The 23,608-nt window shown below is 73.7% G+C and carries 23 protein-coding genes; 14 read left to right on the forward strand and 9 right to left on the reverse strand.

Annotated elements, in window-relative coordinates:
- Nucleotides 1-64: 64 nt before the first annotated feature.
- Nucleotides 65-1,357 (forward strand): pyroglutamyl-peptidase I, encoded by a 1,293-nt coding sequence (locus AC3CHW_RS01115; protein WP_488469221.1) that lies wholly within the window; start codon nucleotides 65-67, stop codon nucleotides 1,355-1,357.
- 55 nt (nucleotides 1,358-1,412) lie between these two features.
- Here AC3CHW_RS01115 and AC3CHW_RS01120 read toward each other — a convergent pair whose 3' ends face one another.
- Nucleotides 1,413-1,625: a DUF4287 domain-containing protein gene (locus AC3CHW_RS01120; protein ID WP_488469222.1), complete on the reverse strand. Its 213-nt coding sequence runs from the start codon at nucleotides 1,623-1,625 to the stop codon at nucleotides 1,413-1,415.
- Nucleotides 1,626-1,664: 39 nt separating this feature from the next.
- Complete coding sequence (locus AC3CHW_RS01125; protein ID WP_488469223.1) at nucleotides 1,665-2,231, reverse strand: dihydrofolate reductase family protein; 567 nt, start codon at nucleotides 2,229-2,231, stop codon at nucleotides 1,665-1,667.
- 133 nt (nucleotides 2,232-2,364) lie between these two features.
- On the opposite strand from AC3CHW_RS01125, the gene AC3CHW_RS01130 reads away from it, so the two are divergent.
- From AC3CHW_RS01130 to AC3CHW_RS01140, 3 genes are all read left to right on the forward strand, one after another.
- Nucleotides 2,365-3,036, forward strand: coding sequence for a TetR/AcrR family transcriptional regulator (locus tag AC3CHW_RS01130; RefSeq protein ID WP_398611739.1), 672 nt, complete (start codon nucleotides 2,365-2,367; stop codon nucleotides 3,034-3,036).
- 196 nt (nucleotides 3,037-3,232) lie between these two features.
- Nucleotides 3,233-4,009 (forward strand): FAD-dependent thymidylate synthase, encoded by a 777-nt coding sequence (gene thyX / locus AC3CHW_RS01135; protein ID WP_232109627.1) that lies wholly within the window; start codon nucleotides 3,233-3,235, stop codon nucleotides 4,007-4,009.
- 278 nt (nucleotides 4,010-4,287) lie between these two features.
- Nucleotides 4,288-4,830: a GNAT family N-acetyltransferase gene (locus tag AC3CHW_RS01140; RefSeq protein WP_488469224.1), complete on the forward strand. Its 543-nt coding sequence runs from the start codon at nucleotides 4,288-4,290 to the stop codon at nucleotides 4,828-4,830.
- 94 nt (nucleotides 4,831-4,924) lie between these two features.
- On the opposite strand, the gene AC3CHW_RS01145 is transcribed toward AC3CHW_RS01140, so the two are convergent.
- Both AC3CHW_RS01145 and AC3CHW_RS01150 read right to left on the reverse strand, forming a co-directional pair.
- Nucleotides 4,925-6,334, reverse strand: coding sequence for a cation:proton antiporter (locus AC3CHW_RS01145; protein WP_488469225.1), 1,410 nt, complete (start codon nucleotides 6,332-6,334; stop codon nucleotides 4,925-4,927).
- Nucleotides 6,335-6,340: 6 nt separating this feature from the next.
- Nucleotides 6,341-6,811: a cation:proton antiporter regulatory subunit gene (locus AC3CHW_RS01150; protein WP_187065177.1), complete on the reverse strand. Its 471-nt coding sequence runs from the start codon at nucleotides 6,809-6,811 to the stop codon at nucleotides 6,341-6,343.
- A 350-nt stretch (nucleotides 6,812-7,161) separates the two neighbouring features.
- Here AC3CHW_RS01150 and ligD point away from each other — a divergent pair, with 350 nt between their 5' ends.
- The gene (ligD, locus tag AC3CHW_RS01155) at nucleotides 7,162-8,073 is read left to right on the forward strand and encodes a non-homologous end-joining DNA ligase (protein WP_187061661.1); all 912 of its coding nucleotides are present in this window, start codon (nucleotides 7,162-7,164) and stop codon (nucleotides 8,071-8,073) included.
- A 230-nt stretch (nucleotides 8,074-8,303) separates the two neighbouring features.
- Here the strand turns inward: ligD and AC3CHW_RS01160 are convergent, their stop codons facing one another.
- A complete protein-coding gene (locus tag AC3CHW_RS01160; RefSeq protein ID WP_398611734.1) occupies nucleotides 8,304-9,365 on the reverse strand; it encodes a PRC and DUF2382 domain-containing protein in 1,062 nt (353 codons plus the stop codon).
- Between the two features lie 333 nt (nucleotides 9,366-9,698).
- The gene (locus AC3CHW_RS01165; RefSeq protein ID WP_488469226.1) at nucleotides 9,699-10,934 is read right to left on the reverse strand and encodes an acyl-CoA dehydrogenase family protein; all 1,236 of its coding nucleotides are present in this window, start codon (nucleotides 10,932-10,934) and stop codon (nucleotides 9,699-9,701) included.
- Between the two features lie 148 nt (nucleotides 10,935-11,082).
- Here AC3CHW_RS01165 and AC3CHW_RS01170 point away from each other — a divergent pair, with 148 nt between their 5' ends.
- Nucleotides 11,083-11,733 (forward strand): TetR/AcrR family transcriptional regulator, encoded by a 651-nt coding sequence (locus AC3CHW_RS01170; RefSeq protein WP_187061664.1) that lies wholly within the window; start codon nucleotides 11,083-11,085, stop codon nucleotides 11,731-11,733.
- A 79-nt stretch (nucleotides 11,734-11,812) separates the two neighbouring features.
- Here the strand turns inward: AC3CHW_RS01170 and def are convergent, their stop codons facing one another.
- Nucleotides 11,813-12,364, reverse strand: coding sequence for a peptide deformylase (gene def, locus AC3CHW_RS01175; protein WP_488469227.1), 552 nt, complete (start codon nucleotides 12,362-12,364; stop codon nucleotides 11,813-11,815).
- Nucleotides 12,365-12,575: 211 nt separating this feature from the next.
- Between def and AC3CHW_RS01180 the strand changes: the two genes are divergently transcribed.
- From AC3CHW_RS01180 to AC3CHW_RS01200, 5 genes are all read left to right on the forward strand, one after another.
- A complete protein-coding gene (locus AC3CHW_RS01180) occupies nucleotides 12,576-13,814 on the forward strand; it encodes a Mur ligase family protein (protein ID WP_176165570.1) in 1,239 nt (412 codons plus the stop codon).
- A 132-nt stretch (nucleotides 13,815-13,946) separates the two neighbouring features.
- On the forward strand, nucleotides 13,947-14,675 hold the full coding sequence (locus tag AC3CHW_RS01185) for a type 1 glutamine amidotransferase (protein ID WP_398611731.1): 729 nt from the start codon (nucleotides 13,947-13,949) through the stop codon (nucleotides 14,673-14,675).
- 104 nt (nucleotides 14,676-14,779) lie between these two features.
- Nucleotides 14,780-15,805, forward strand: a complete 1,026-nt coding sequence (locus tag AC3CHW_RS01190) for a 6-phosphofructokinase (RefSeq protein WP_176165568.1) — start codon at nucleotides 14,780-14,782, stop codon at nucleotides 15,803-15,805.
- Nucleotides 15,806-15,948: 143 nt separating this feature from the next.
- On the forward strand, nucleotides 15,949-16,911 hold the full coding sequence (locus tag AC3CHW_RS01195) for a cytochrome c oxidase assembly protein (protein ID WP_176165567.1): 963 nt from the start codon (nucleotides 15,949-15,951) through the stop codon (nucleotides 16,909-16,911).
- Nucleotides 16,912-17,010: 99 nt separating this feature from the next.
- Nucleotides 17,011-17,169: a hypothetical protein gene (locus AC3CHW_RS01200; RefSeq protein WP_176165566.1), complete on the forward strand. Its 159-nt coding sequence runs from the start codon at nucleotides 17,011-17,013 to the stop codon at nucleotides 17,167-17,169.
- Nucleotides 17,170-17,188: 19 nt separating this feature from the next.
- Here AC3CHW_RS01200 and AC3CHW_RS01205 read toward each other — a convergent pair whose 3' ends face one another.
- Nucleotides 17,189-17,608, reverse strand: a complete 420-nt coding sequence (locus tag AC3CHW_RS01205) for an SSI family serine proteinase inhibitor (protein ID WP_488469228.1) — start codon at nucleotides 17,606-17,608, stop codon at nucleotides 17,189-17,191.
- A gap of 433 nt (nucleotides 17,609-18,041) precedes the next feature.
- On the opposite strand from AC3CHW_RS01205, the gene AC3CHW_RS01210 reads away from it, so the two are divergent.
- Entirely contained in the window at nucleotides 18,042-19,151 is a 1,110-nt protein-coding gene (locus tag AC3CHW_RS01210; protein WP_488469229.1) for an NAD-dependent epimerase/dehydratase family protein, read from the forward strand.
- Nucleotides 19,152-19,223: 72 nt separating this feature from the next.
- Nucleotides 19,224-20,150: a TIGR02452 family protein gene (locus AC3CHW_RS01215; protein ID WP_488469230.1), complete on the forward strand. Its 927-nt coding sequence runs from the start codon at nucleotides 19,224-19,226 to the stop codon at nucleotides 20,148-20,150.
- A 162-nt stretch (nucleotides 20,151-20,312) separates the two neighbouring features.
- Here the strand turns inward: AC3CHW_RS01215 and AC3CHW_RS01220 are convergent, their stop codons facing one another.
- On the reverse strand, nucleotides 20,313-21,962 hold the full coding sequence (locus tag AC3CHW_RS01220) for an alpha/beta hydrolase (protein ID WP_488469231.1): 1,650 nt from the start codon (nucleotides 21,960-21,962) through the stop codon (nucleotides 20,313-20,315).
- 670 nt (nucleotides 21,963-22,632) lie between these two features.
- On the opposite strand from AC3CHW_RS01220, the gene AC3CHW_RS01225 reads away from it, so the two are divergent.
- Nucleotides 22,633-23,589, forward strand: coding sequence for a M28 family metallopeptidase (locus AC3CHW_RS01225; protein ID WP_398611725.1), 957 nt, complete (start codon nucleotides 22,633-22,635; stop codon nucleotides 23,587-23,589).
- Nucleotides 23,590-23,608 lie beyond the last annotated feature (19 nt).

Below are 23,608 nucleotides of genomic sequence, written 5' to 3' on the forward strand. Positions count from 1 at the left end.
TCAGGCAGACGGGTCGGCCCGCCTGCCGGGCGCTGTCGCCACCCCCCGTACCGAAGGACCGCGCATGAGATCCCTCCGCACCCGTCTGGGCTGGCTCGCCACCGCCGTGGCCGTCGTCGCGCCGTTGGCCGTCGCCGCCCCGGTGTCCGCCACCGCGCCGGCGGCGCCCGGCAGCACCCGCGCCGACGGGCCCACCGTCGAGGAACGGCGGCTCGACCTGCCGGTGCCCCGCGAGATCCTGCGGCGCGGCGGGTTCGACGACGTGGCGCCGCGCTTCGCCCGCGCGCTGGCGGGCGCGCGTTCGCCGGCCGCGGCCCAGCGTGTGGTGGCCCAGCACGGGCAGCGCCTGTGGGAGCGGGCGGTGGACCGGGCGCAGGGGCGCGGGCCCGCGGGCGGCGACCTCAGCCGGGACGACGACCGCCCGCTGTACTGGGCGCGGCTTGGCATGACGCGGGCCCTGACCGAGTGGCGGCCGGCCTTCCCGCTGTCCGACGCGCGACGGGCCGCGCTGCGGGCGCACCTGGAGCGCTCCTCGCGCGGGCAGGACACGCTGCGGCTACCGGCGGGCAAGGGCGTCAAGCGGATCGTGGTGACCGGGTTCGACCCGTTCCAGCTCGACGCCGACCCCCGGCGCAGCAACCCGTCCGGCGCGGCGGCCCTGGCGTTGGACGGCACCACGATCCGCACCGCCTCGGGCCCCGCGCGGATCGAGACGGCCGTCTTCCCCGTGCGCTGGGACGAGTTCGCGTCCGGCGTGGTCGAGCGCGCGCTGCTGCCGCACTTCAGGCCGGGCCCGCGCCAGGTGGACCTGTTCACCACCATCAGCCAGGGCCGCCCAGGACGCTTCGACGTGGAGCGCACCAACGGGGCCTGGCGCGGCGGCTACGGCGACAACGCGAACGTCTCCCGCACCGGCCTGGTGCCCATACCCTCGGGTGTGCCGACGCCGCCCGAGCAGCCGCAGTGGACGACGACCTCGCTGCCGTACGAGCGGATCGTCGAGGCCGGGACCGGCCCGTTCCCGGTACGGGACAACACGGCGGTGACCGAGATCCCGGCCGGCGGCGACGAGCCGGTGGAGCGGCCCGACGGGCCGACGCCCGGCTCGGCGGCGCGCGCGGGCGGCGGCGGTGACTACCTGTCCAACGAGATCGCCTACCGGGCGACGCTGCTGCGCGACGCGGTCGGCCTCGACGCGCCGGGCGGCCACCTGCACACCCCGGTCCTGGCGTTCGGCCCGGGCAACACCGACCCGGCCACCGGCACCGTCACCGACCCGCGGTTCGTGCGCGACCGGCAGGCCATCACGGACCAGGTGCGCGCGGTGGTCACGGTGGCGGCGGGCGCCCTGCGCTGACCGCCGCGGACTTCTCCCCACGGGCCCGGGCCACCCGGGCCCCCGGGGAGAGGGTTCACTCGCCGTCCGCCTCGGCGAGGGTGTGGGCGACCAGGGCGTTGGCGTGGCCGTGGCCCAGGCCGTGTTCGGTCTTGAGCCACGTCACGAGCTCCATGTGCTTGGTCAGCGGCGAGGCGTGGATGAGTTCCTTCCACTCGGCGATCGGGCGGCCGTACTTCTTCTCGATGGAGGGGAAGTAGCTCGCGGGGCCCTTCACGGGTGTGGCCACGGTGGTCTCCGTTGTGTGGGGTGGTGGGTGCTGGTGAAGTCAGGCGGTCTGGGCGGTGCGCGCGTGGCGCAGCAGGACCACCTGGGAGTCGAAGATCCTGGTCTCGACCAGGGACAGGTCGACGCGCCGCTGGGGGGTGAAGACGGGCTTGCCGCCGCCGAGCAGGACGGGGTGGACGAAGATCTGGTACTCGTCGATCAGTTGGTGTTCGGTGAGGAAGCCGGCGAGCGTGGAGCCGCCGAACAGCACCAGGTGCGCCCCGCCGTCCTTGAGTGCGGTCAACTGCTCGACGACGTCGGTGCGGATGACGCGGGTGTTCCAGTCGGCCTCGGTCAGCGTCGAGGAGACGACGACCTTGGACGCCTCGCGCCAGACGGGCGCGAACGCGAGGTCGTGCTCGTGGGTGGAGAACTCCTCGGCGCGGGGCCAGTAGCCCGACATCATGTCCCACACCACGCGGCCGTACAGGAAGATGTCGGCGCTGTCGGTGAGGGACTGCGAGTAGGCGGACAGTTCGCGGTCCATACGGGGCCAGTCGAACTCCCCGTTCGGGCCCTCGATGAAGCCGTCCAGTGACTGGTGCACGAAGTGCGTGATCTTGCCCATGCGTCCCGGTCCCCCCTTGGCGACAGGTGTCCGGACGGCCGTCGACCGCCCTTGTGTACGATGTCCACATGCGGAGGGAACAGCGGTCCGCGCCCCCCGAGTGATCACGCGAGAGCCTAGACGGCCTAAGTGGATGCTGTCCACATTGGAGGTGGCGGGCATGTCCCCGGCCGGGAACGGAAAGCCCAAGCGGGACACCTACCGCCACGGCGACCTGCGTAACGCCCTGACCGAGGCCGCCCTCGAACTCGCCCGCCAGGGCGGCCCGGAGGCCGTCGTGCTGCGCGCCGCCACCCGACAGGCCGGGGTCGTCCCCAACGCCGCCTACCGCCACTTCGCCGACCGCGACGCCCTGCTGCACGCCGTCTCCCAAGCGGCCATGGCCCAGGTCGCCCGCACCATGGAGGCCGAGCAGGCCGCCGTGCCGCCCACCGAGGACCCGGTGGCCGCCGCCCGGGCCCGCTTCCGTGCCGTCGGCACCGGCTACCTCCGCTACGCCCGGGAGGAACCCGGCCTGTTCCGCACGGCCTTCCACGTCCCCGGCGACATGACCCACGCCGCCGACGACACCGCCGCGGGCGCCACCGGCAAGACCCCCTTCGAACTGCTCGGCGAGGCCCTCGACGGCCTCGTGGACGCCGGGCTCCTGGCCGCGGACCGGCGCCCGGGGGCCGAGTTCCTCGCCTGGTCCGCCGTCCACGGGCTCGCGGTCCTCCTCATCGACGGCCCCCTGCGCGGCCTCCCTCCCACCCAGGCCCACGACGCGGGCCAGCACGTCATCGACATGATCGAACGCGGCATCTGACGCCCCCTGGCGCGGGCCGGCCCGGGGGCGCTCGCGCGCCGGCGCCGCTGGCCACGCGGTGCGCGACGCGGGCGGTGAGGACGCCCGGCCCGCTGGCCCGGGCCCGCGGGACCGCGCGGCGGCGCGGGTGGGCGGACGTGGCAGACTCGGCCAGCGCATGTGCTCGAAGCTACGAAGGATGGTCACGTTGCGTCGCGTGGAACCCGAGGTCCGCCTCATCGCCCGCCCCCAGTTGGACTACGACGAGGTCGCCGCGTACCTCGCCGAGGTGGGCGGTGAGAAGTGGCTGGAGCGCGTCGACCGGGGCGAGTTGGACGACGCGCAGAACCTGGCGGAGTTCGCCGGCCGGGTCTGCTACCGCTCCTGGGAGCCGGGCCTGAACCCCAACGTCACCCGCATCCGCACCGACCAGGAGAAGTACCTGCGCAACATCCTGGCCAGCGCGCACGGCTCGGTCCTTGAGCACGTGAGCTTCACCCTGGTGCTGCACCATGTGAGCCGGGTGGCCACGCACGAGCTGGTGCGCCACCGCGCGGGCACCGCCGTCTCCCAGGAGTCGCTGCGCTTCGTGCGCCTGGACGACCTGCCGTTCTGGTTCCCGCGGTGGGCCGAGGGCGACCCGGAGCTGATGGAGCGGGCCACGGAACTGCTCGGGCGGATGGAGGAGTTCCAGCAGTGGATGGCCGGCCACTTCGGGCTTGACGAGGAGGGCGTGCCGTTCGCGGAGAAGAAGGCCAAGACCTCGTTCATGCGCCGGTTCGCCCCGGAGGGGGTGGCCACCGGCCTGGTGTGGACCGCCAATGTGCGCACCCTGCGGCACGTCATCGAGAGCCGGACGGCGCCGGGCGCCGAGGAGGAGATCCGGCTGCTGTTCGGCAAGGTCGGCGAGTTGCTGACCCGGGAGGCGCCGGCGCTGTTCGGCGACTACACCGTCGAGGACGGCGCCTGGGTCCCCGGCTGGCGCAAGGTCTGACCCGCCGCGCGCCCGGGCCCGCCCCCGGCGAACGGGAGGCGGCCACGGTCGCGCGCACGACCGTCGGACCGTCACGCGCGCGGCGCGTTCCTCGCGTACGTAGCCCTCGCCGGGCCCGGCGGGGGCTACGTACGTGGCCTGGCCCCGGCCACTCGCGCAGCCGGCGCCCTCCGGCCCGAGCACCGCGCCCACCTCGCACGACGGCGCGGACGATCTTTCCTGCGGACGATCTCTAATTGGGTTGCCGTCAGCCAGCCCGGCCGGATAGGAAGACCCCCATGCTCAAAGGCAACACGGTCGGGCTGCGCGCCCGCCACGAGGACGACATCCCGGTCCTGCGGGCCGAGCTCTTCGACGACGTGGTCAACGGCTCGCGGGCCGACGGCCGACCGTGGCGGCCGGTGACGCCGGGCACGAAGGACCCTCGACTCGTGGTGGACGACACGGAGGAGGGGCGCGTCCCGTTCTCCGTGGTGGACCTGGCGAGCGGCACGCTGGTCGGCATGGCCAACCTGTGGGGCATTGACACCCACAACCGCTCCGCGCACATCGGATTGGGCCTGCTGCCGGCCGCCCGCGGCAAGGGGTACGGCACCGACGTGGTCGCCGTGCTGTGCCACTACGGCTTCGTCGTCCGCGGCCTGCACCGGCTCCAGATCGAGACGCTGGCGGACAACACGGCGATGCTGCGCTCCGCCGAACGCAACGGCTTCGTCCGCGAGGGCGTGCTGCGCTCCTCGTCCTGGGTCCTCGGCGAGTTCCTGGACGAGGTGCTGCTCGGCCTCCTCGCCAAGGACTGGAAGCCGGCGGCGCGAAGCTGACCCGCCGCCCGCCGCCCCTCGACCGGGGGCTGGCCGCACGGCCTTCGCGGCCGGTCACGGCTCAGGGCGGCGGGGACCCCCGCGTCCGAACGCCCTACGGGAGCGGCTTGCCGCCGCGGTGGGTGGACAGCCCCGGCTCGTCCTCCGGGGCCGTGCCGGCGCCCGGCTCGGCCTCGGGGAGCCGCGCCGCGGACGCGTCGGGCCCTGGCGTCGTGGCCTCGGCCGGGCCCGGAGGCGGCGCCGGAGCGTCGGTGGGGGTAGCGGCCCCGCCCGCCGGTTCGGGCTCGATGGAGTGGGGTGGGGTCGCGCTCGGCGAGCCGGCGCGGGCCGCTCGGGCGGCGGAGCCGCCGGTGCGGCGCTCGTTCAGCCGGCGTACGACGGGCTCGGTGTAACGGGCGGCGAGCGGGCCGACGATGACCAGGATCAGCACGTACGCCGTGGCGATGGGCCCGATCCTGGGCTCCGTACCGACCGCGAGCCCGGCGATGACGATGGAGAACTCGCCGCGCGCGACGAGCGTGCCACCGGCGCGCAGCCGCCCGCGCGACCCGATGCCGGCGCGGCGCGCCGCGTACCAGCCGGTGCCGATCTTGGACACCGTGGTGACCGCCGCGAGCAGCAGCGCGGGCACCAGCACCGGCGGGATCTCGGTCGGGTCGGTGGACAGGCCGAAGAAGACGAAGAAGACGGCCGCGAACAGGTCGCGCAGCGGCGTCAGCAGCCGCTCCGCGCCCTCGGCCACCTCGCCGGATAGCGCGATGCCCACCAGGAACGCCCCCACCGCCGCGGAGACCTGGAGTTCCTGGGCGACGCCGGCGACCAGCAGGGTCAGGCCCAGCACGACGAGCAGCAGCATCTCGGGGTTGTCCGAGGAGACGGCCCGGCTGATCAACCGGCCGTGCCGCAGGGCGAGGTAGAGCACGATGCCGACGGTGCCGAGCGCGATGAGCAGGGTCAGGCTGCCGCCCGCGAGCCCGGCGCCGGCGACCAGCGCGGTGAGCAGCGGCAGGTAGACGGCCATCGACAGGTCCTCGATGACCAGGACGCTCAGGATGACCGGCGTCTCGCGGTTGCCCAGGCGTCCGAGGTCGGTGAGGACCTTGGCGATGACGCCCGACGAGGAGATCCAGGTGACCCCGGCGAGGGCGACGGCGCCGACCGGGCCCCAGCCGAGGAGCAGGGCAGCCACGGCGCCCGGGACGGCGTTGAGGACGAAGTCCACCACTCCGGACGGGTACTGGGTCTTGAGGCTGGTGACGAGTTCTGACGCGCTGTACTCCAGACCGAGCAGGAGCAGCAGCAGTATCACGCCAATCTCAGCGCCGACGCCGACGAACTCCTCACTGGCCTTGAGCGGGAGCAGCCCGCCCTGCCCGAAGGCGAGGCCGGCCAGCAGGTAGAGCGGTATCGGTGACAGGCCGAAGCGCAGTGCCAGACGCCCGATGAGCCCGAGGCCCAGGATGACGGCCCCGAGCTCTATGAGGAGTGTTGTGGTGTCATGCACGCTGGTTCAGCCCTCCGCGATGATGGTGGAGAGCGCGTCGACGCCCTCTCGGGTGCCGACCGCGACGAGCGTGTCGCCGATGGCGAACCGGAAGTCGGGGCCGGGCGAGGGGTGCGCACTGGTGCGGCGCAACACCGCGACGATGGACGCCCCGGTACGGGTCCTGGCGCCGGTGTCGCCGAGCAGCCGTCCCGCGTACGGGGACCTGCTGCCGACCGGTATGTGCTCGGTGACCAGGTCGATGCCGTCGGTGCGGACGGCGGCGATGGGCGCCGGGTCGATGAGGTGGGCGACGGCGGTCGCCTCCTCGGGCGCGAGGCAGATGGACACCTGACAGGAGTCGGGGTCGTCCTGGGAGTAGAAGCCGATGAAGCGACGGCCGTCGTGGTGGACGACGACGGACAGGTGCTGTCCGGCGTGCGTCGTGAAGTCGTACTGGGTACCGACACCGGGCAGCGTGGTGCGCCGTGTGCCCATGGTTGCCTCCTGGGACGCACGTGGTCAGAGCGATTTCTTTAACGTTATATGACCTACGGTTACCGGAGGAACGCTGGGTTCCGGCCCTGGTTCGGCCCCCTCGCCCCGCCCGAGCGTCCCGTCTTCCGCCCTGCCCCCACTCCCCCACGCGCCCCTTCCGCGCCCGCCGCGCGCGCCCGTCACGGGCGCCCGCCGTGGCGCGGCGCCCACGTGTGGCCGGCCCCGCGCGCGGGGTGCCGGCGGCGCTCCGTCACCACGGGCCGCGCAGCCGGGCGAACCGCGCGCCGGGCTCGGCCCGGCCCGCCGCGCCGCCCGCGCGCGCACGCCGGGCGCGTGGCATCGTCCGTGGCATGTCCGCAGCCCCCGACCGACAGGCCGTGCGGGTGGACGGCCACCAACTGGCCCTGACCCACCTGCGCAAGACGCTCTTCCCCGAGTCGGAGCACACCAAGGCCGAACTCCTGCACTACTACGCGCGCATCGCCCCGCTGATGGTGCCGCACACCACCGACCGGGCGGCCTCGTTCGTCCGCGCCCCGGACGGCGTGGACGGCGAGCGCTGGTACGCCAAGAACCCGCCGCCCGGCTGCCCCGAGTGGGTCACCCTCACCTCCGTGCCCGGCAAGGGGGAACCGGCCCCGCACGTCGTCGTCGACTCGACCGCGACGCTGGTGGCGATGGCCAACCTCGGGGCGTACGAGGTGCACGTGCCGCAGTGGCGGGCCGGCGCCGGGCCGGCGGTGCACGACCGGGTCGTCTTCGACCTCGACCCGGGGCCCGGCGCCGACGTCACCGACTGCTGCCGGGTGGCGCTCCCGCTGCGCGCCGCGCTCGCCGCCGACGGCCTGACGGCCTGCGCGGTCACCTCCGGCTCCAAGGGCCTGCACCTGTACGTGGCGGTGGAGCCCGCCCCCGCCGAGACCGCGGTGGCCTATGCCAAGCGGTTGGCGGTGCGGATGCGGGCGGAGCTGCCCGACCTCGCGGTGGCGACGATGTCGCGCGCCGCGCGGCACGGCAAGGTGTTCATCGACTGGTCCCAGAACGCCTCGGCGAAGACCACGGCCGCCCCGTACACGCTGCGTATCCGCGAGCGCCCCGGCGTGGCGACGCCGGTCGACTGGGACGAGGTCGCCGCGTGCGCGCACCCGGCCGACCTGGCCTTCGGCCCGGAGGAGGCGCTGGCGCGCGTCGAGGAGCGGGGCGACGATCCGCTCGCGCCGCTGAGCGACGCGGCGCGGCGCGGGCGGCTGCCCGAGACGTAGCGGGCGGGCGCCCGCGCGCGGGTACGACGTGGTCCCCGCCGCTGTCGGATGCGGCGGGGACCACGTCGTCCCGGTTGGGCGGCTCGCCCCGGCGTGACCCGCTCCGGTCTGGCACGGCCTGGGCTGGCCTGGTGGGGTCTGGCTTGTCTGGTCTGGTCGCGCTCCGTGGCGGACTGCTCCGTCGGCGGTCGGTGTGACGGGGCGGTGTGACGGGTGGTGTGACGGCGGGGTCAGCGCACGTCCTCGGGACCCTTCCTGCCGCCGGCGCCACCGCGGCGACCTCGTTCGCCAGCGGCGCCCTCGTCCCCCTCGGCGCCCTCGTACTCCACGCGCTCCTTGCGGACCTGCGCCGAGACCTCCTCCTGCTCGGTCACCCGCTCGGTCTCCAGCCGTACGCGCTCCACCGGCACGGTCTCCTTGCGGACGACGGCGCGCTCCGCGTGCAGCGTGACCTCCACCTCGCCGTCCTCGATCCGCGCGTCGCGGCTCTGTCGCCGCATGTCGTCCGCCGAGATCGGCTCGCGCGTGAGGTGCACTTCCTCGTGGCTGACGGGCACGGTGCGGGTCACGTCCTCGGTGACCACGTGCTTGCGCAGCCGGGCGCGTCCCGTCTCGTGTTCCTCGGTGCCGACCCGGAGCTGCTCCTCGGAGAGGATCATCTCCTGGACGCCCTCCTTGGCCGCCCGGTCGGCGTGCTTCCCACGGCCCTGCTTGGTCGTGCGCTCGGCCGCCATCTCGCGGGTCTCCTTGGCCGACGCGTCGCCCGCCTCGGCGCCGCGCCCGGCGCCCGCGCCGACCAGCTTGGGTCCCCCGGCCTCGGTGCGCTGACCGGACGCGCGGCCCGCGGCGTACCCCGCGGCTCCGCCGCCCGCCGCGCCGCCGGCCGCGCCCGCCATGCCCCCGCGCGTGGTGTTCGCGTCGCCGCCGGCCGTCGCGTCCGTTCCCTGCCCGCGCCCCATCGTCTGCCGACCGGGCTGGCGCAGGCCGTAGTGCCGGTAGAGCTCCGTCTCCTCCTCCGGGGAGAGGTGTCCGGCGGCGTCGATCCGCGGAGCGTCCTTGATCTCCTCCTTGCTGTACGGAACGCGCAGGTCACCACCCGAGTGCTGGGCGCCGGCGAGGGGGACGAAGGTCTCCTTCATGCCGAACATCCCGGTGCGAACGGTTATCCATTCCGGTACGCCAGTGATGTCGTCGCTGTACACCTGCTGCACCGACCCGACTTTCTGGCCATCCGGGTCGACCACGTGCATGCCTGACAGCTCCTGCGGGGTGTCGCCCTGGGGTGCAGTCATCGCCACTGTCTCCTTTCGCGCGTAGCACGCGCCGACACGGCTGGGCGTGCTCCGTCTTCCATTGCGCGCGCCCCGCAAGCACACGGCGACCGCAGGCGCCCCTCGTCGTCGCCGGCGGAGCCGGCTCGGAACCGGTCCCGGGGCCGCACGAGCGCGCTCTGCCGGCCTCACCCGGGAATTGCGGACGTACTCCATTCGGGTGAGGGCAGGGCCGCGTGCGCCCGTGCCGGCGCGGAGGTCGGGGCGGGGGCGGGCACGACGACGCCGGGCGGCGCCCCGTGGTGGGGCGCCGCCCGGCGGCCTGGCGCGGCCACCGCGCGGTCGGGCGCGCGGTCAGCGAATGGGCATCCCGGACAGGGTGCGGGCGATGACCAGGCGCTGGATCTCGCTGGTCCCCTCGAAGATGGTGTAGATGGCGCTGTCCCGGTGCATGCGCTCGACCGGGTACTCGCGGGTGTAGCCGTTGCCGCCGAGGATCTGTATGGCCTGGGCCGTGACCTTCTTGGCCGTCTCGCTCGCGTACAGCTTGGACATCGAGCCCTCGGCGGCGGTGAACGGCCGACCGGCCGCCGCCATCCACGACGCCCGCCAGACCAGCAGCCGGGCCGCGTCGATCTGGGTGCGCATGTCGGCGAGTTGGAAGGCCACGCCCTGGTTGTCGATGATCGGGCGGCCGAACTGGGTGCGCGTCTTCGCGTACTCCAGCGCCTCCTCGTACGCGGCGCGCGCCGTACCGACGGCCATCGCGCCGACCGCCGGCCGGGACGCCTCGAAGGTGGCCATGGCCGCGTTCTTCACGCGCTCGGCCCCCGCCCCGCTCAGGGCGTCGCGCTCGCGGGCGCGGGCCAGCCGCTCGTCCAGCTTGGGCTTGCCGCCGAGCAGGCAGTCACCGGGGACGCGGACATCCTCCAGGACCACCTCGGCGGTGTGCGAGGCGCGGATGCCGTGCTTCTGGAACTTCTGGCCCTGGGACAGGCCCGGCGTGCCCGGCGGGATGATGAAGGAGGCGTGCCCCTTGGAGCCGAGTTCCGGGTCCACGACGGCGACCACGACGTGGACGCTCGCGATGCCGCCGTTGGTGGCCCAGGTCTTGGTGCCGTTGAGCACCCACTCGTCCTTGGCCTCGTCGTAGACCGCGCGGGTGCGCATGGAGGCCACGTCCGAGCCGGCGTCGGGCTCGGACGAGCAGAAGGCGGCGACCTTCACGTCGTTCGCGTCGCCGTACATCTGCGGCACCCAGGTACCGACCTGCTCCTCGGTGCCGTTGGCCAGCACGCCCACGGCGGCGAGACCGGTGCCCACGATGGACAGCGCGATGCCCGCGTCGCCCCAGAAGAGCTCCTCCATGGTCATCGGGATGCCGAGCCCGGTGGGGTCGAAGAACTGCTGGGCGTAGAAGTCCAGCGAGTACAGGCCGATCTTGGCCGCCTCCTGGATGATCGGCCAGGGGGTCTCCTCCCGCTCGTCCCACTCCGCGGCGGCCGGGCGCATCACGTCCTGCGCGAATCCGTGAATCCAGTCCCGTACGGACTTCTGCTCCTCGTTGAGTTCGAAAGAGAACTCCGGCATGATCCCCTCCAGCCGCTCATTACCTTCGGTAACAGGAGTCTGTTACTCGCCAGTAGAGGCTGTCAACTCCCTGGTCGCCGGAAGGACCGCAGGCCATGGGGTGTTACGTTGCGCGGGCCGCACGGAACACCGGGGTGGGAGGCACACCATGGACACCACGCAGCGCGACAGCCAGCAGCGCGCGCACGAGGAGCGCAGACGCGAGCTGCTGGAGGCCGCCGACCGGGTCGTGCTCCGCGATGGCCCCGGCGCCTCGATGAACGCCATCGCCGCCGAGGCGGGCATCACCAAGCCCATCCTCTACCGACACTTCGGCGACAAGGGCGGCCTCTACCGCGCGCTCGCCGTCCGGCACACCGACGCCCTGCTCGCCGCGCTGCGCGCGGCCCTGGACGCCCCGGCCCAGCGCCGGGCCCGGGTCGAGGCGACGTTGGACACCTACCTCGCCGCGATCGAGGCCCGCCCGCAGGTCTACCGCTTCCTCATGCACCCGGCCGACGACCAGAGCGAGGGCCAACCCGAGCAGGGCTTCGACGTCGGGCGGCACGCGGCGCCGCTGCTGCGCCGGCTCGGCGAGGAGCTGGCCCAGGTGGTGGCCGAGCGGGTGGACCTGGGCCCGGACGGCGCGGAGAAGGCCCGGGTGTGGGGGCACGGCATCGTCGGCATGATGCACGCCGCGGGCGACTGGTGGCTGCGCGACCGGCCCTGCCCCCGCGAGCAGCTCGTCAGCCACCTCACCGACCTGTTGTGGGGACGCCTGGCCGACGCCGGCGACCGCGAGGGCGGCCCGGCCTTCTAGGCCACCGCCGCCCGGGACGCCTTCCGCGACGCGGGACCGGCGGGCCCCACTCCTCCGTCCGCTCCCCCGTCGCAGCCGCTCAGGCTCTGGGCTCGGTCGCCCACGGGGCGCGGGCCGCCGCGCGCAGCGCCCGGCGCTGGCGGCGGCCCTCAAGCCGGTCGGTGAACAGCTTGCCGTCCAGGTGGTCGCACTCGTGCAGCAGGCAGCGCGCGAAGAAGCCGCTGCCCTCGACGCGCAGCGGGCTGCCGTCCACGCTCACGCCCTCCACCACCGCGCGGTCGAAGCGGGGCGTGCCGGCCTCGATGCCGGGCAGCGACAGGCAGCCCTCCGGGCCCCGGAAGATCAGCCCGTCGGCGTACACGAGGCGGGGGTTGACGAGGTGTCCCAGGTGGCGGCGGTCCTCGTCGTCGGGGCAGTCGTATACGAACACCCGTAGCGGGACGCCGATCTGATTGGCCGCGAGGCCGACGCCCCCCGACGCGTACATCGTCGCGTACATGTCCTCCACCAGGCGGGCGAGCTCGAAGCCGAACTCCGTCACCTCCGCGCACGGGGCCGCCAAGTGGGGGTCGCCGAGCAGCCGGAGGGGCCGCACCCGTCCCGAGCTGCCGGGGATCGCGCCAGTTCGCATGCGGAACAGGGTACGGTCCGGCCGGGCCGGCACGGCTGTGGCGACCGGACCGGGAAGCCCGGCGCAGGTGGCGGGGTTCGGGCCAGGGTCTGGATCTCGATAGGCTGAACCCCGACCGAAGCCTCCCGGCTGGCGATTCGGCATCAAGGGGGCGTTTGACCGGCAGCCCCGGGGGCGGGCACTGCGCCGGACGCAAGGAGGAACAAGGACGATGGCAGGCAACACGGAGCCGCTGCCGCCGCGCGCCAAGCTGGCCGTGACGGCGGGCAGGGCAGCAGCGGCGGTGTCGCGGGTCGCTGGTCGCGGCAGCGGGTCAGTGATCGGGGGGAAGGTCTCCCTTCGGCTCGACCCGGACCTGCTGGCCCGGCTGGCGCGGCATCTCGACGTGATCCTCGTCTCCGCGACGAACGGCAAGACCACCACCACCCGGCTGATCGCCGAGGCGCTGCGCGCCAGCGGACCGGTCGTCTCCAACGCCCTGGGCGCCAACATGCCCGCCGGCATCACCTCCGCCCTCGCCGGCGGCTCCGACGCCCGGTACGGCGTCATCGAGGTGGACGAGAAGTACCTGGCCGGCGTGGCCCGGGACACCACGCCCAAGGCCATCGCGCTGCTGAACCTCTCCCGCGACCAGCTCGACCGCGCCGCCGAGACCCGGATGCTGGCCGAGAAGTGGCGCGAGGGCCTGGCCGGCAGCAAGGCCACGGTCATCGCCAACGCGGACGACCCGCTCATCGTCTGGGCGGCCTCGTCCAGCCCGAACGTGGTGTGGGTTGCCGCGGGCCAGGAGTGGAAGGACGACGCCTGGTCCTGCCCGTCCTGCGGTGGCGTCCTCCAGCGCCCCGGCGACGACTGGGGCTGCGCCGACTGCGGCTTCCGCCGCCCCCGCCCCACCTGGGCCCTGAACGGCGACTACGTGCTCGACCCGCAGGGTTCGGCGTGGCCGATCCACCTCCAGCTCCCCGGCCGGGCCAACAAGGCCAACGCGGCCACCTCCGCGGCCGTCGCCGCGACGTTCGGGGTGCCGCCGCAGGTCGCGCTGGAGCGGATGTACGCGGTGCAGGCGGTCGCCGGCCGGTACGACGTCGTCACCTTCATGGACCGCCAGCTCCGGCTGCTCCTCGCGAAGAACCCGGCCGGCTGGCTGGAGACGTTCTCGCTGATCGACCCGCCGCCCACGCCGGTGATCCTGTCGGTCAACGCGCGCGGCGCGGACGGCACCGACACCTCGTGGCTGTGGGACGTGGACTACACCCGGCTCGCCGGGCACCCGATCATGGTGATCGGCGACCGCAAACTGGACCTCGCGGTGCGCCTCGAGGTCGCCGGGCTCGACTTCCGGGTCTGCGAGAACGCGGACGAGGCGGTACGGATGGCCCCGCCCGGCCGGATTGAGGTCATCGCCAACTACACCGCCTTCCAGGACCTGCGCCGCCGCGTCGGCAACTAGCCGCCGGCCACGACGGATTCCCCGGCCCCCGCGCGACGTCGACTCCCGCGTCGGGGGCCGCCCCACCGCGGCGGGCCGGCCCGCGACGCGGCCACCGCCCCCCGAATCGCTGAAGCACGAAGGATGCCGAGGATGAGCCAGAACAGCCTGCGCCTGGTGTGGGTCTACCCCGACCTGCTGAGCACGTACGGAGACCAGGGCAACGCGCTGGTCGTGGAGCGGCGCGCCCGCCAGCGCCGGCTGAACGTCTCCCGCGTCGACGTACGCTCCGACCAGCAGATCCCCACCTCCGGTGACATCTACCTGATCGGCGGCGGCGAGGACCGGCCGCAGCGGCTCGCGGCCGAGCGGCTGCGGCGCGACGGCGGCCTCAACCGCGCGGTGGAGAACGGCGCCATCGTCTTCTCGGTCTGCGCCGGCTACCAGATCCTCGGCCACGAGTTCATCAACGACCTCGGGCAGCGCGAGCCCGGGCTCGGGCTCCTCGACGTGGTCAGCACCCGTGGCGAGGGCGAGCGGTGCGTGGGCGACGTGCTCGGCGACATCGACGACCGGCTCGGCCTGCCGCCGCTGACGGGCTTCGAGAACCACCAGGGCGTCACGCACCTGGGCCCCACCGCCCGCCCCTTCGCCCGGGTCCGGCTCGGCAAGGGCAACGGCACCGGCGACGGCACCGAGGGCGCGTGGAACGACACCGTGTTCGGCACGTACATGCACGGCCCTGTGCTCGCCCGTAACCCGCAGATCGCCGACCTGCTGCTGAAGTTGGCGCTCGACGTGAACGCGCTGCCGCCGGTGGACGACCGCTGGTACGAGGCGCTGCGCAACGAGCGGATGGCGGCGGCGACGCAGACCGCATGACGGACACTCGCCCCGCGGGAGTGCTACGCGCTTGTAGGCTGACCGCGATCCAACCGGACGACGGGGTCCGGTCGTCCGGTTGAGTTGCAGAGGTATCACAAACCATGCGTATTGGTGTGCTCACTTCCGGCGGTGACTGCCCCGGTCTGAACGCCGTAATCCGGTCGGTCGTACACCGTGCGGTCGCCGACCACGGCGACGAGGTCGTGGGGTTCCACGACGGTTGGCGTGGCCTTCTCGAAGCCGACTACCGCAAGCTCGACCTCGACGCCGTCGGCGGCATCCTGGCCCTGGGCGGCACCATCCTCGGTTCCTCCCGGGTCCGTCCCGAGCACCTGCGGGACGGCGTCGAGCGGGCCCGGGGCCACGTCGCGGACCTCGGTCTCGACGCGATCATCCCGATCGGCGGCGAGGGCACGCTCAAGGCGGCCCGCCTCCTGTCCGACGCGGGGCTGCCCATCGTCGGCGTACCCAAGACCATCGACAACGACATCGCGTCGACCGACGTGACGTTCGGCTTCGACACCGCCGTCGGCGTGGCCACCGAGGCCCTGGACCGGCTCAAGACCACCGCCGAGTCGCACCAGCGGGTGCTGATCGTCGAGGTCATGGGGCGGCACACCGGTTGGATCGCGCTGCACTCGGGCATGGCCGCCGGCGCGCACGCCATCGTCGTGCCCGAGCGCCCCTTCGACATCGGCGAACTGGCCGAGCTGGTGGGCCAGCGCTTCCAGGCCGGCAAGAAGTTCGCCATCGTGGTCGTCGCGGAGGGCGCCAAGCCGCGCGAGGGCTCCATGGAGTTCGACGTCGGCGGCAAGGACGTCTACGGCCACGAGCGGTTCGCCGGCGTCGCCCGACAGCTCTCCGTCGAACTGGAGGAGCGTCTGGGCAAGGAGGCGCGGCCGGTGATCCTGGGCCACGTGCAGCGCGGCGGCACGCCCACCGCCTACGACCGGGTGCTGGCCACCCGGTTCGGCTGGCACGCGGTGGAGGCCGCGCACCGGGGCGACTTCGGCATGATGACCGCGCTGCGCGGCACCGACATCGTCCTGACCCCGCTCGCCGAGGCGGTGGAGCACCTGAAGACGGTGCCCATGGAGCGGTACGCGGAGGCCGAGTGCGTGCTGTGAGCTGAGCGCTCCGCCTCCGGCGCCCGCACCCGCACGGCTGTGGCTCCACCCCGCCTGGCGCGCCGACCGCCCCCGGCCCACGACGTGGCCGGGGGCGGTTCTACTCTGGTGCGAGCGTTTGCGGCGATTTGAGGAGAGAGCGGATGGATCACGGCGGACACGGCATGGACATGAATCTGCCGCCGTTCACCCTGGCTCGCGGGTTGGAGTACAGCAGCGAGCCGTTCTTCCTGATCGGCTGCTTGCTGGCGCTGGCGCTGTACGGGTGGGGCGCGCTGCGGTTGCACCAGCGCGGCGACGGCTGGCCCGTGATGCGGACCGTCTCCTTCGTCGTGGGCGTGCTGACCGTCGCGCTGGTGATGTGCACCAAGCTCAACGACTACGGCATGGTCATGTTCAGCGTGCACATGGTGCAGCACATGGTGATCAGCATGCTCTCGCCCATCCTGCTGCTGCTCGGCGCGCCGGTGACGCTGGCGCTGCGGGCGCTGCCGGCCGGGCGGGCGCGCGCCGGGCGCGGCGGACCCGGCCCCCGCGAACTGCTCGTGGCCCTGCTGCACAGCCGCTACGTGCGGATCATCACCCATCCGGCGTTCACGATCCCGCTGTTCATCGCGAGCCTGTACGCGCTCTACTTCACGCCGCTGTTCGACTTCCTCATGGAGTCCAAGCCGGGGCACATCGCGATGATGGTGCACTTCCTCGCGGTCGGTCTGGTCTTCTTCTGGCCGATCATGGGCGTGGACCCGGGCCCGCACCGGCCCGGGTACGTCATGCGGATGCTGGAGCTGTTCGCCGGCATGCCCTTCCACGCCTTCTTCGGCATCGCCCTGATGATGGCGTCCGAGCCGATGATCGGCACGTACAAGAACCCGCCGGACTCGTTGGGCATCGACGCGCTCTCGGACCAGAACGCGGCGGGCGGCATCGCCTGGGCGTTCAGCGAGATCCCGTCCGTGGTGGTGCTGATCGCGCTGGTCTTCCAGTGGTACCGGTCCGAGCAGCGCACCGCGCGCCGCTCGGACCGGGTCGCCGACCGCGACGGCGACAAGGAGCTGAACGCCTACAACGACTACCTGGCGTCCTTGCAGGCCAAGAGCAGGTAGCGGCGCCGAGCGCTAGCGGTGGCGCCCCGCCCCGGGAGACGATGGCCCCCTGGCCGTGGTCGGGGCGCACGCCCCGGCCGCCATGAGGAGGTTGCGGGGATGCCCGGATCTGCGAAGGCGATGGCGATTTTCACGGTGGGCGGACTGGTGATGGTGACCGCCTACACCGTGACGTTGGGCAGCAACGGCTGGCTGTGGTTCGGCTGGGTGGTGCTCGGCCTGCTGACCGTGGGCGTGATGGCCGCGCGGGGCACGTGAGGAGGCGCGGCGGCGCGGCTCAGGCCCCGGTGGCGGCGGGGAACTGGAAGAGCGCGCCGGTGGCGGCCCGCAGGTGGCAGGCGTTGGGGTAGGTCCGGCTCCAGTTGACCGGGGTGCCGCGCCAGGCGCCCGTGACGCGGGCGGTGACGGGCGCGTGCTCCTCGGTGCACACCAGTCGCTGGGCGACGAGCCGATCGGGGTTGCCGTCCGCCGCGCGCAGCGCCGTACAGGCTTCGGCCGCCAGCGGGTGCGACCCGCCGGCGGGTTCGCAGTCCAGCCGCGCCATCCGGGTCAGCTCGCCGTCGGCACCCGAGACGGTGAGGAAGAGGCTGCCGGCCGGCGGCTGCGGGGCGGCGTCCGCCGAGGGGGCGGTGGTGAGGGCGCAGGCCGCGAGCGCGGCGGCGGCGAGGATGCGGGCGGTACGGGCGCGGCGGTGCATGGGGGCCTCCTGGTCAGGGCTTGGGACCGGGCCGGATGGGGCCCGGGCGCGGCCACCGGCTCGCCCGGCGCGGCGGCACGCGGCGTGCGAGGCACCGCGCGCCGCGGCCCGGCCACGCCGACCACGAGGGCCGTCATGGCTGTCGGACGGACGGGGCCGCGAGCGTCAGCGCACCCCGACCCGGCGGCCCGGGACAAGGCGGCGCACCGGGCGGTCACCCGATCGGCCGCACCGGGCTCGGCCAGTGGCGTGAGCCCGGGCCGACTCCGCCACGTACCGCCCCGGCCCGGCCCTCGCCGTGCTGGCGTGACCCGCCGGCCCCCGCCCCGGCTGCCGCCCCGGAAGCGGGACGCCGGGGGCGTTGCGCTGACGGCGGATCAGCGCACGGCGAACGGGGCTTGGGGGCGTCGTGCCCGGGCCCTAGCGTCCCACCATGATCAAAGGTGCGGCAGGGCAGACCGGGACAGCGGCTGCGGGCGGGGCGCGCGGGACCGCGTTCGTCCTCGGGGCGCGCGGGCAGATCGGCCGGGCGGCGGTGCGCGCGCTGGCCGCCGACGGCTGGCGGGTGCGGGCGGCCTCCCTCAGCGGGGCGGGGGACCCGGAGTGGCCGCCGGAGGTGACACCGCTGGCCGTGGACCGGGAGGACGACGCCGCGCTGGCGGCGGCCCTCGGCGAGGGCTGTGACGTGCTGCTCGACTGCGTCGCCTACGGCGCATCGCACGCGCACCAGTTGATCTCACTCGCGGACCGGATCGGCTCCGCCGTCGTCATCTCCAGCGGCGCCGTCTACGAGGACGAGCGCGGACGCAGCCTCGACACCCAGGACACGCCGGACGGCTTCCCCGAGCTGCCCGTCCCGGTGCCCGAGTCCCACCGTACGGTGGCGCCCGGCGAGAGCGGCTACGCCACCCGCAAGGTGGCCCTGGAGCAGGCGCTGCTGGCGGCCGGCGACCGGCTGCCCAGCACGCTGGTGCGCGCCGGCGCCGTCCACGGCCGACACAGCCGCATGCCGCGTGAGCTGCACTTCGTGCAGCGGGCGCTGGATCGGCGGCCCGTGCGGGTGCTCGCGCACCGTGGCGAGAGCCGCTTCCACCCCGTCCACGCGGACAACGTCGCGGAGCTGGTGCGGCTCGCCGCCCGGAAGCCGGGGTCGCGGGTGCTGAACGCGGGCGACCCGCGGGCGCCGACCGTCGCCGAGATCGCCCGCGCGGTGGACGCCGCGCTCGGCGTGGAGAGCGAACTGCTCCTGGTGGACGGGGTGCCCGCGGCCGAGCGGGTCGGGGTGACGCCGTGGAGCGGGGCGCACCCGGTCGTGTACGACATGACGGCGGCCGAGCGGGAGTTGGGGTACCGCCCCGTGGTCACCTACCAGGAGGCGTTGCCCGTCACGGTGGAGTGGATCGCGGGCAGGCTGGCGCACGAGGACTGGCGCACGGCCTTCCCCGCCATGGTCCGGCCCTACGCGTTCCTCTTCGACTACGCCGCCGAGGACGCCTGGCTGGCGGCGGGCAAACCCGTGGCGCCGCGCGACGGCACTCCGTAGCCTCGTCCCCGATCAGGGGCCGCGCCGCGAGCGTGGCGGCGGCCCGGTACGCGGGGGACGGTGAGCGGGGACATGAGCGCGCGGTTGCGGGGCGTCGCCAAGGAGACGGAACAGATCGTGGCGGCGGGCGGCTACCCGTCGCCGGGCGGCCACCCGGTGCGGCTGGCGCCGTGGCTGGCCGAGGCGGCCGAGGGGACGCGGCTGTACGGCCCGGGCCCGGTGGAGGTCGCGCGGGGCGTGGCCGCTCCGGGCGACCGGTCCGAGCCGCGTACCCGGTTCGAGGTGACGCCGGAGGGCAGCCTCGGCGCCGCCCGTCGGCTGAGCACCGGGGACGGGGCGGCGTACGGCGCGGACGCCCAGGGGTCGGAGGGCGCCGGGCCGGCCCTGGCGGGCGGCACCGTCGCGGTGCTCAACTTCGCCTCGGCCCGCAACCCGGGCGGCGGGTACCTGAACGGGGCGCAGGCGCAGGAGGAGGCGCTGTGCCGGGGCAGCGCGCTCTACGCCAGCCTGCGGCGGGTCCCGGAGTTCTACGCCGCACACCGTGCCGACCCCAGCCCCTTCTACAGCGACCGGGTCATCTACTCCCCCGGCGTCGCGGTGTTCCGCGACGATGGCGGCGCGCTGCTCGACGAGCCGTACCGGGTGGCGTTCCTGACCTCGGCCGCGCCCAACGCCGGGGTGATCGCCCAGCGCGACCCGGCGGCGGTGGCGCGCGTTCCGCGGGCCCTGGCGTCGCGGGCGGAGCGGGTGTTGGAGGTGGCCGCGGCGCACGGCCACCGTCACCTGGTGCTCGGGGCCTGGGGCTGCGGGGTGTTCCGCAACGATCCGGCCCAGGTCGCCGGCGCCTTCCGGGCCCTGCTGACGGGCGACGGGCGCTTCGTCGGCCGCTTCGCCCACGTGGTGTTCGCGGTGCTCGACCGGCGCGCCGACTCCCCCACCCGGGCCGCCTTCGCCGCGGCCTTCGGCCCGCGCCCGGGCGACGCCACCGACCCGGCCTGATCCGCCAGCGGGGCGAGTGGCCCTCGATCACCGGCCACCGCACGGCTTGGGGTCACCCGGGAGAAAACGGCAGCGGAGGCCGCCGGGCCTGGCCCGGCGGCCTCCGCTGTGGTGAGCCGATCCCACGCGCCGGGGCGGTCGGTCACCGCCCCGGCCCGGTCATCAGGGGGTGAGGCGGTCGGCGACCAGCGTGGCCTTGGTCTTGCTCGCCTGCTCCGGCTTGGGCGTGGCGTGCGGACCGCAGACCACGTCCTTCGCGTCCACCGTGCCGCGCAGCAGGTAGGCGTCCACCCGCTGGTTGATGCACGGGTTCAGCTCGGTGGTGACACCGTGCGAGCCGGCGTCCCGCTCGGTGATCAGGCGCGAACCCTTGAGCCGCTTGTGCAGCTCGACGGCGCCCTCGTACGGGGTGGCGGCGTCGCGGGTGCTCTGCACGATCAGCACCGGCGGCAGGCCGCGGTGGGACTTGACGTTGACGGGCTGGTACTGCGGGCCCTCCCACGTGGCGCACGGCAGGTTCATCCACGCGTTCGACCAGGTCAGGAACGGGTGGTCGCGGTGCAGCCGGGTGTTGTCGCGGTCCCACTTGCGCCAGCTCGTGGGCCACTTGGCGTCGGCGCACTCGACGGCCGTGTACACGGCGTTGCCGTTCTCCGACGAGATGTTGCCCTTGACGTCCGACAGGTCGGGGCCCGCGGCCTCGATCAGGGGCTTGGCGTCACCGGCGAGGTAGGCGCTCCACACGGAGGCGACGGTGGTCCAGGCCGAGTCGTAGTAGGGGGCGTTCTGGAAGAAGCCGAGCAGTTCGGCCGGGCCGACGACGCCGCCGATGGGGTTCTTCTTGGCGGTGGCGCGCAGCTTGTCCCACTGCCGCTGGACCTTCTCGGGCGTGTCGCCGATGTGGTACGCGGAGTCGTAGCGGGCGACCCACTTCTTCCAGTCGTTCCACCGGGTCTCGAAGGCGACGTCCTGGTCCAGGTTGGCCTGGTACCAGATCTTCTCCTGCGACGGGTTGACCACGCTGTCCACGAGCATGCGGCGCACGTGCTGGGGGAAGAGCGTCGCGTAGACGCCGCCGAGGTAGGTGCCGTAGGAGACGCCGATGAAGTTCAGCTTCTTCTCACCGAGCGCGGCGCGGATGACGTCCAGGTCGCGGGCGGTGTTCGGGGTCGTCATGTGCGGCAGCATGTCGCCGCTGCGCTCGGCGCAGCCCTGGGCGTACTGGCGGGCCAGCTTGCGCTGGGCGCGCTTGTCGGCCTCGCTGTCGGGCACCGGGTCGAGCTTGGGGGCCTTGACGAACTCCTGGGGGTCGACGCAGGAGATGGGTGCGGAGCGACCGACGCCGCGCGGGTCGAAGCCGACGAAGTCGTACGCCTTGGCGGTCTTCTGCCACAGCGGGGCCTTGGTCGTCACGCGCTTGGGGAAGCGCAGCCCGGAGCCGCCGGGGCCGCCGGGGTTGTACAGCAGCGCGCCCTGTCGCTCGTCGGCGGTGCCGGTGTTGCCCACGCGGTCAACCGCGATCTTGATGGTGCGGCCGTTCGGCTTGGTGTAGTCGACCGGGACGGTGACGTACCCACACTGGATCGGCTTCTCCAGGCCCCAGTCGGCCGGACAGTCCTTCCAGTCGATGCCGGTGTGCGCGGCCCGCGCGGCGGCTATCTTGACGCCGATGGCGGCGCGCTGTTCCGTGGACAGGCCGGGGCGGTGGCTCTGCCGCTCGCCCGCGCTGGCCGCCGGGCTGGCCAGGGTCCCGGCGATGAGGACGCCGGTCAGCACGGTGCCGGCCGCACCGAATATCGCTGTTCTCTTCACGTAGGCACTCCCCCTACTTGGGTCGCCGTCGAAGGACGGCGGTGGTGGTCAGGAGGATCTTTACGTCTCCTTCACCCACCGGAACAGGTCACACAAGTGTTCTTTACCAAGACGTAAGCTGCATCGCGGGCTGGGGCAGACGGCCTACCGTCGCGACGTCAGATCCCCCCGACCGGCGGACAACCGCGCCGGCCCCGGCCGTCCCGGGCTGCGGAGCCCCGCCCGTCGCCGCCCCGTACGCGACCTCCACCGACCGACCCGCCCCACCCCGCGACGACCGGCCACCGCTCCCGGGCGGGCCACGCGTTCGGCGTACGGGCCCGGGTCTGATGGCGTACGGGAGCGGGGCGGGTGGCGTAGGGAAGGGCGGGCGCGCGGCGGCAGGGCGGCCTCAGCCCCGGCGCGCGGCTGGTGGTGGCGCGTCAGGCGGCGGCCGGGACGGGGCAGCTCGCGGCGGGGTTCCGTCCGGCGTCCGGCATCCGTGGCCCGCGCCGGTGCGGTGGCCTTCGCGCACGTCAGCGCGGTGGCCGAGCGGGGCGGGCGGGCCGATGACACCGCTCCCCGGAGATGCTCGTCCGGTAATCGCTCTTGACGATGGACGGGAAAGCATCAATCCTCATGTCCGCGTCATTCGCTCCGCACCACCCCCCACATCTGTAACGGAGCCCTCGTGTACCGAAACGCATCGCCGCGCCGCGGCGCCATCGCCGCCGCCACCTGCACCGCTCTCGCCACGGCCCTGCTCGGCGGGGCTTCCGGCGCCCAGGCGGCCCCCTCCCCCACCCGGGCCGCCGCACCCGACATCGACATCGCCGCCGTCAAGGGGCATCTGACCGAGTTGCAGTCCATAGCCGACGGCAACGGCGGAAACCGGGCACACGGCCAGCCCGGCTACAAGGCGTCCGTGGACTACATCAAGGGCAAGCTGGACGCCGCCGGGTTCACCACGTCCCTCCAGGAGTTCGACTTCAACGGCTCCACCGGCTACAACCTCGTCGCCGACTGGCCCGCCGGCGACGCGGAGCAGGTCGTCATGGCCGGCGCGCACCTGGACTCGGTCGGCCGCGGCGCCGGCATCAACGACAACGGGTCGGGCTCCGCCGGCATCCTGGAGGTCGCGCTCAACGTGGCCAAGGCCGACCTCAAGCCCGCCAAGAAGCTCCGCTTCGCCTGGTGGGGCGCCGAGGAGTACGGCATGGTCGGCTCCACGCACTACGTCAACGAGCTGAGCTCGGGCGATCTGTCGAAGATCAACTCCTATCTGAACTTCGACATGATCGGCTCGCCCAACCCCGGCTACTTCGTCTACGACGACGACCCGGAGTTGGAGAAGGTCTTCAAGGACTGGTACGCGGGCAAGGACATCGTCACGGAGCAGGAGACCGAGGGCGACGGCCGGTCCGACCACGCGCCGTTCAAGGAGCGCGGGGTGCGCGTCGGCGGCCTGTTCAGCGGCGCCGAGGCAGCCAAGACCGCGGAGCAGGCCGAGAAGTGGGGCGGGACGCCGGGCGAGTCCTTCGACCCGTGCTACCACTCCTCCTGCGACACCACGAAGAACCTGGACGACACGGCACTCGACCACAACAGCGACGCCATCGCGCACGCGCTCTGGAACCTGAGCGCCTGACCCGCTCCCCCACCGCCGG

This window comes from Streptomyces sp. MGP-BFMKR1 (genome assembly GCF_057766585.1).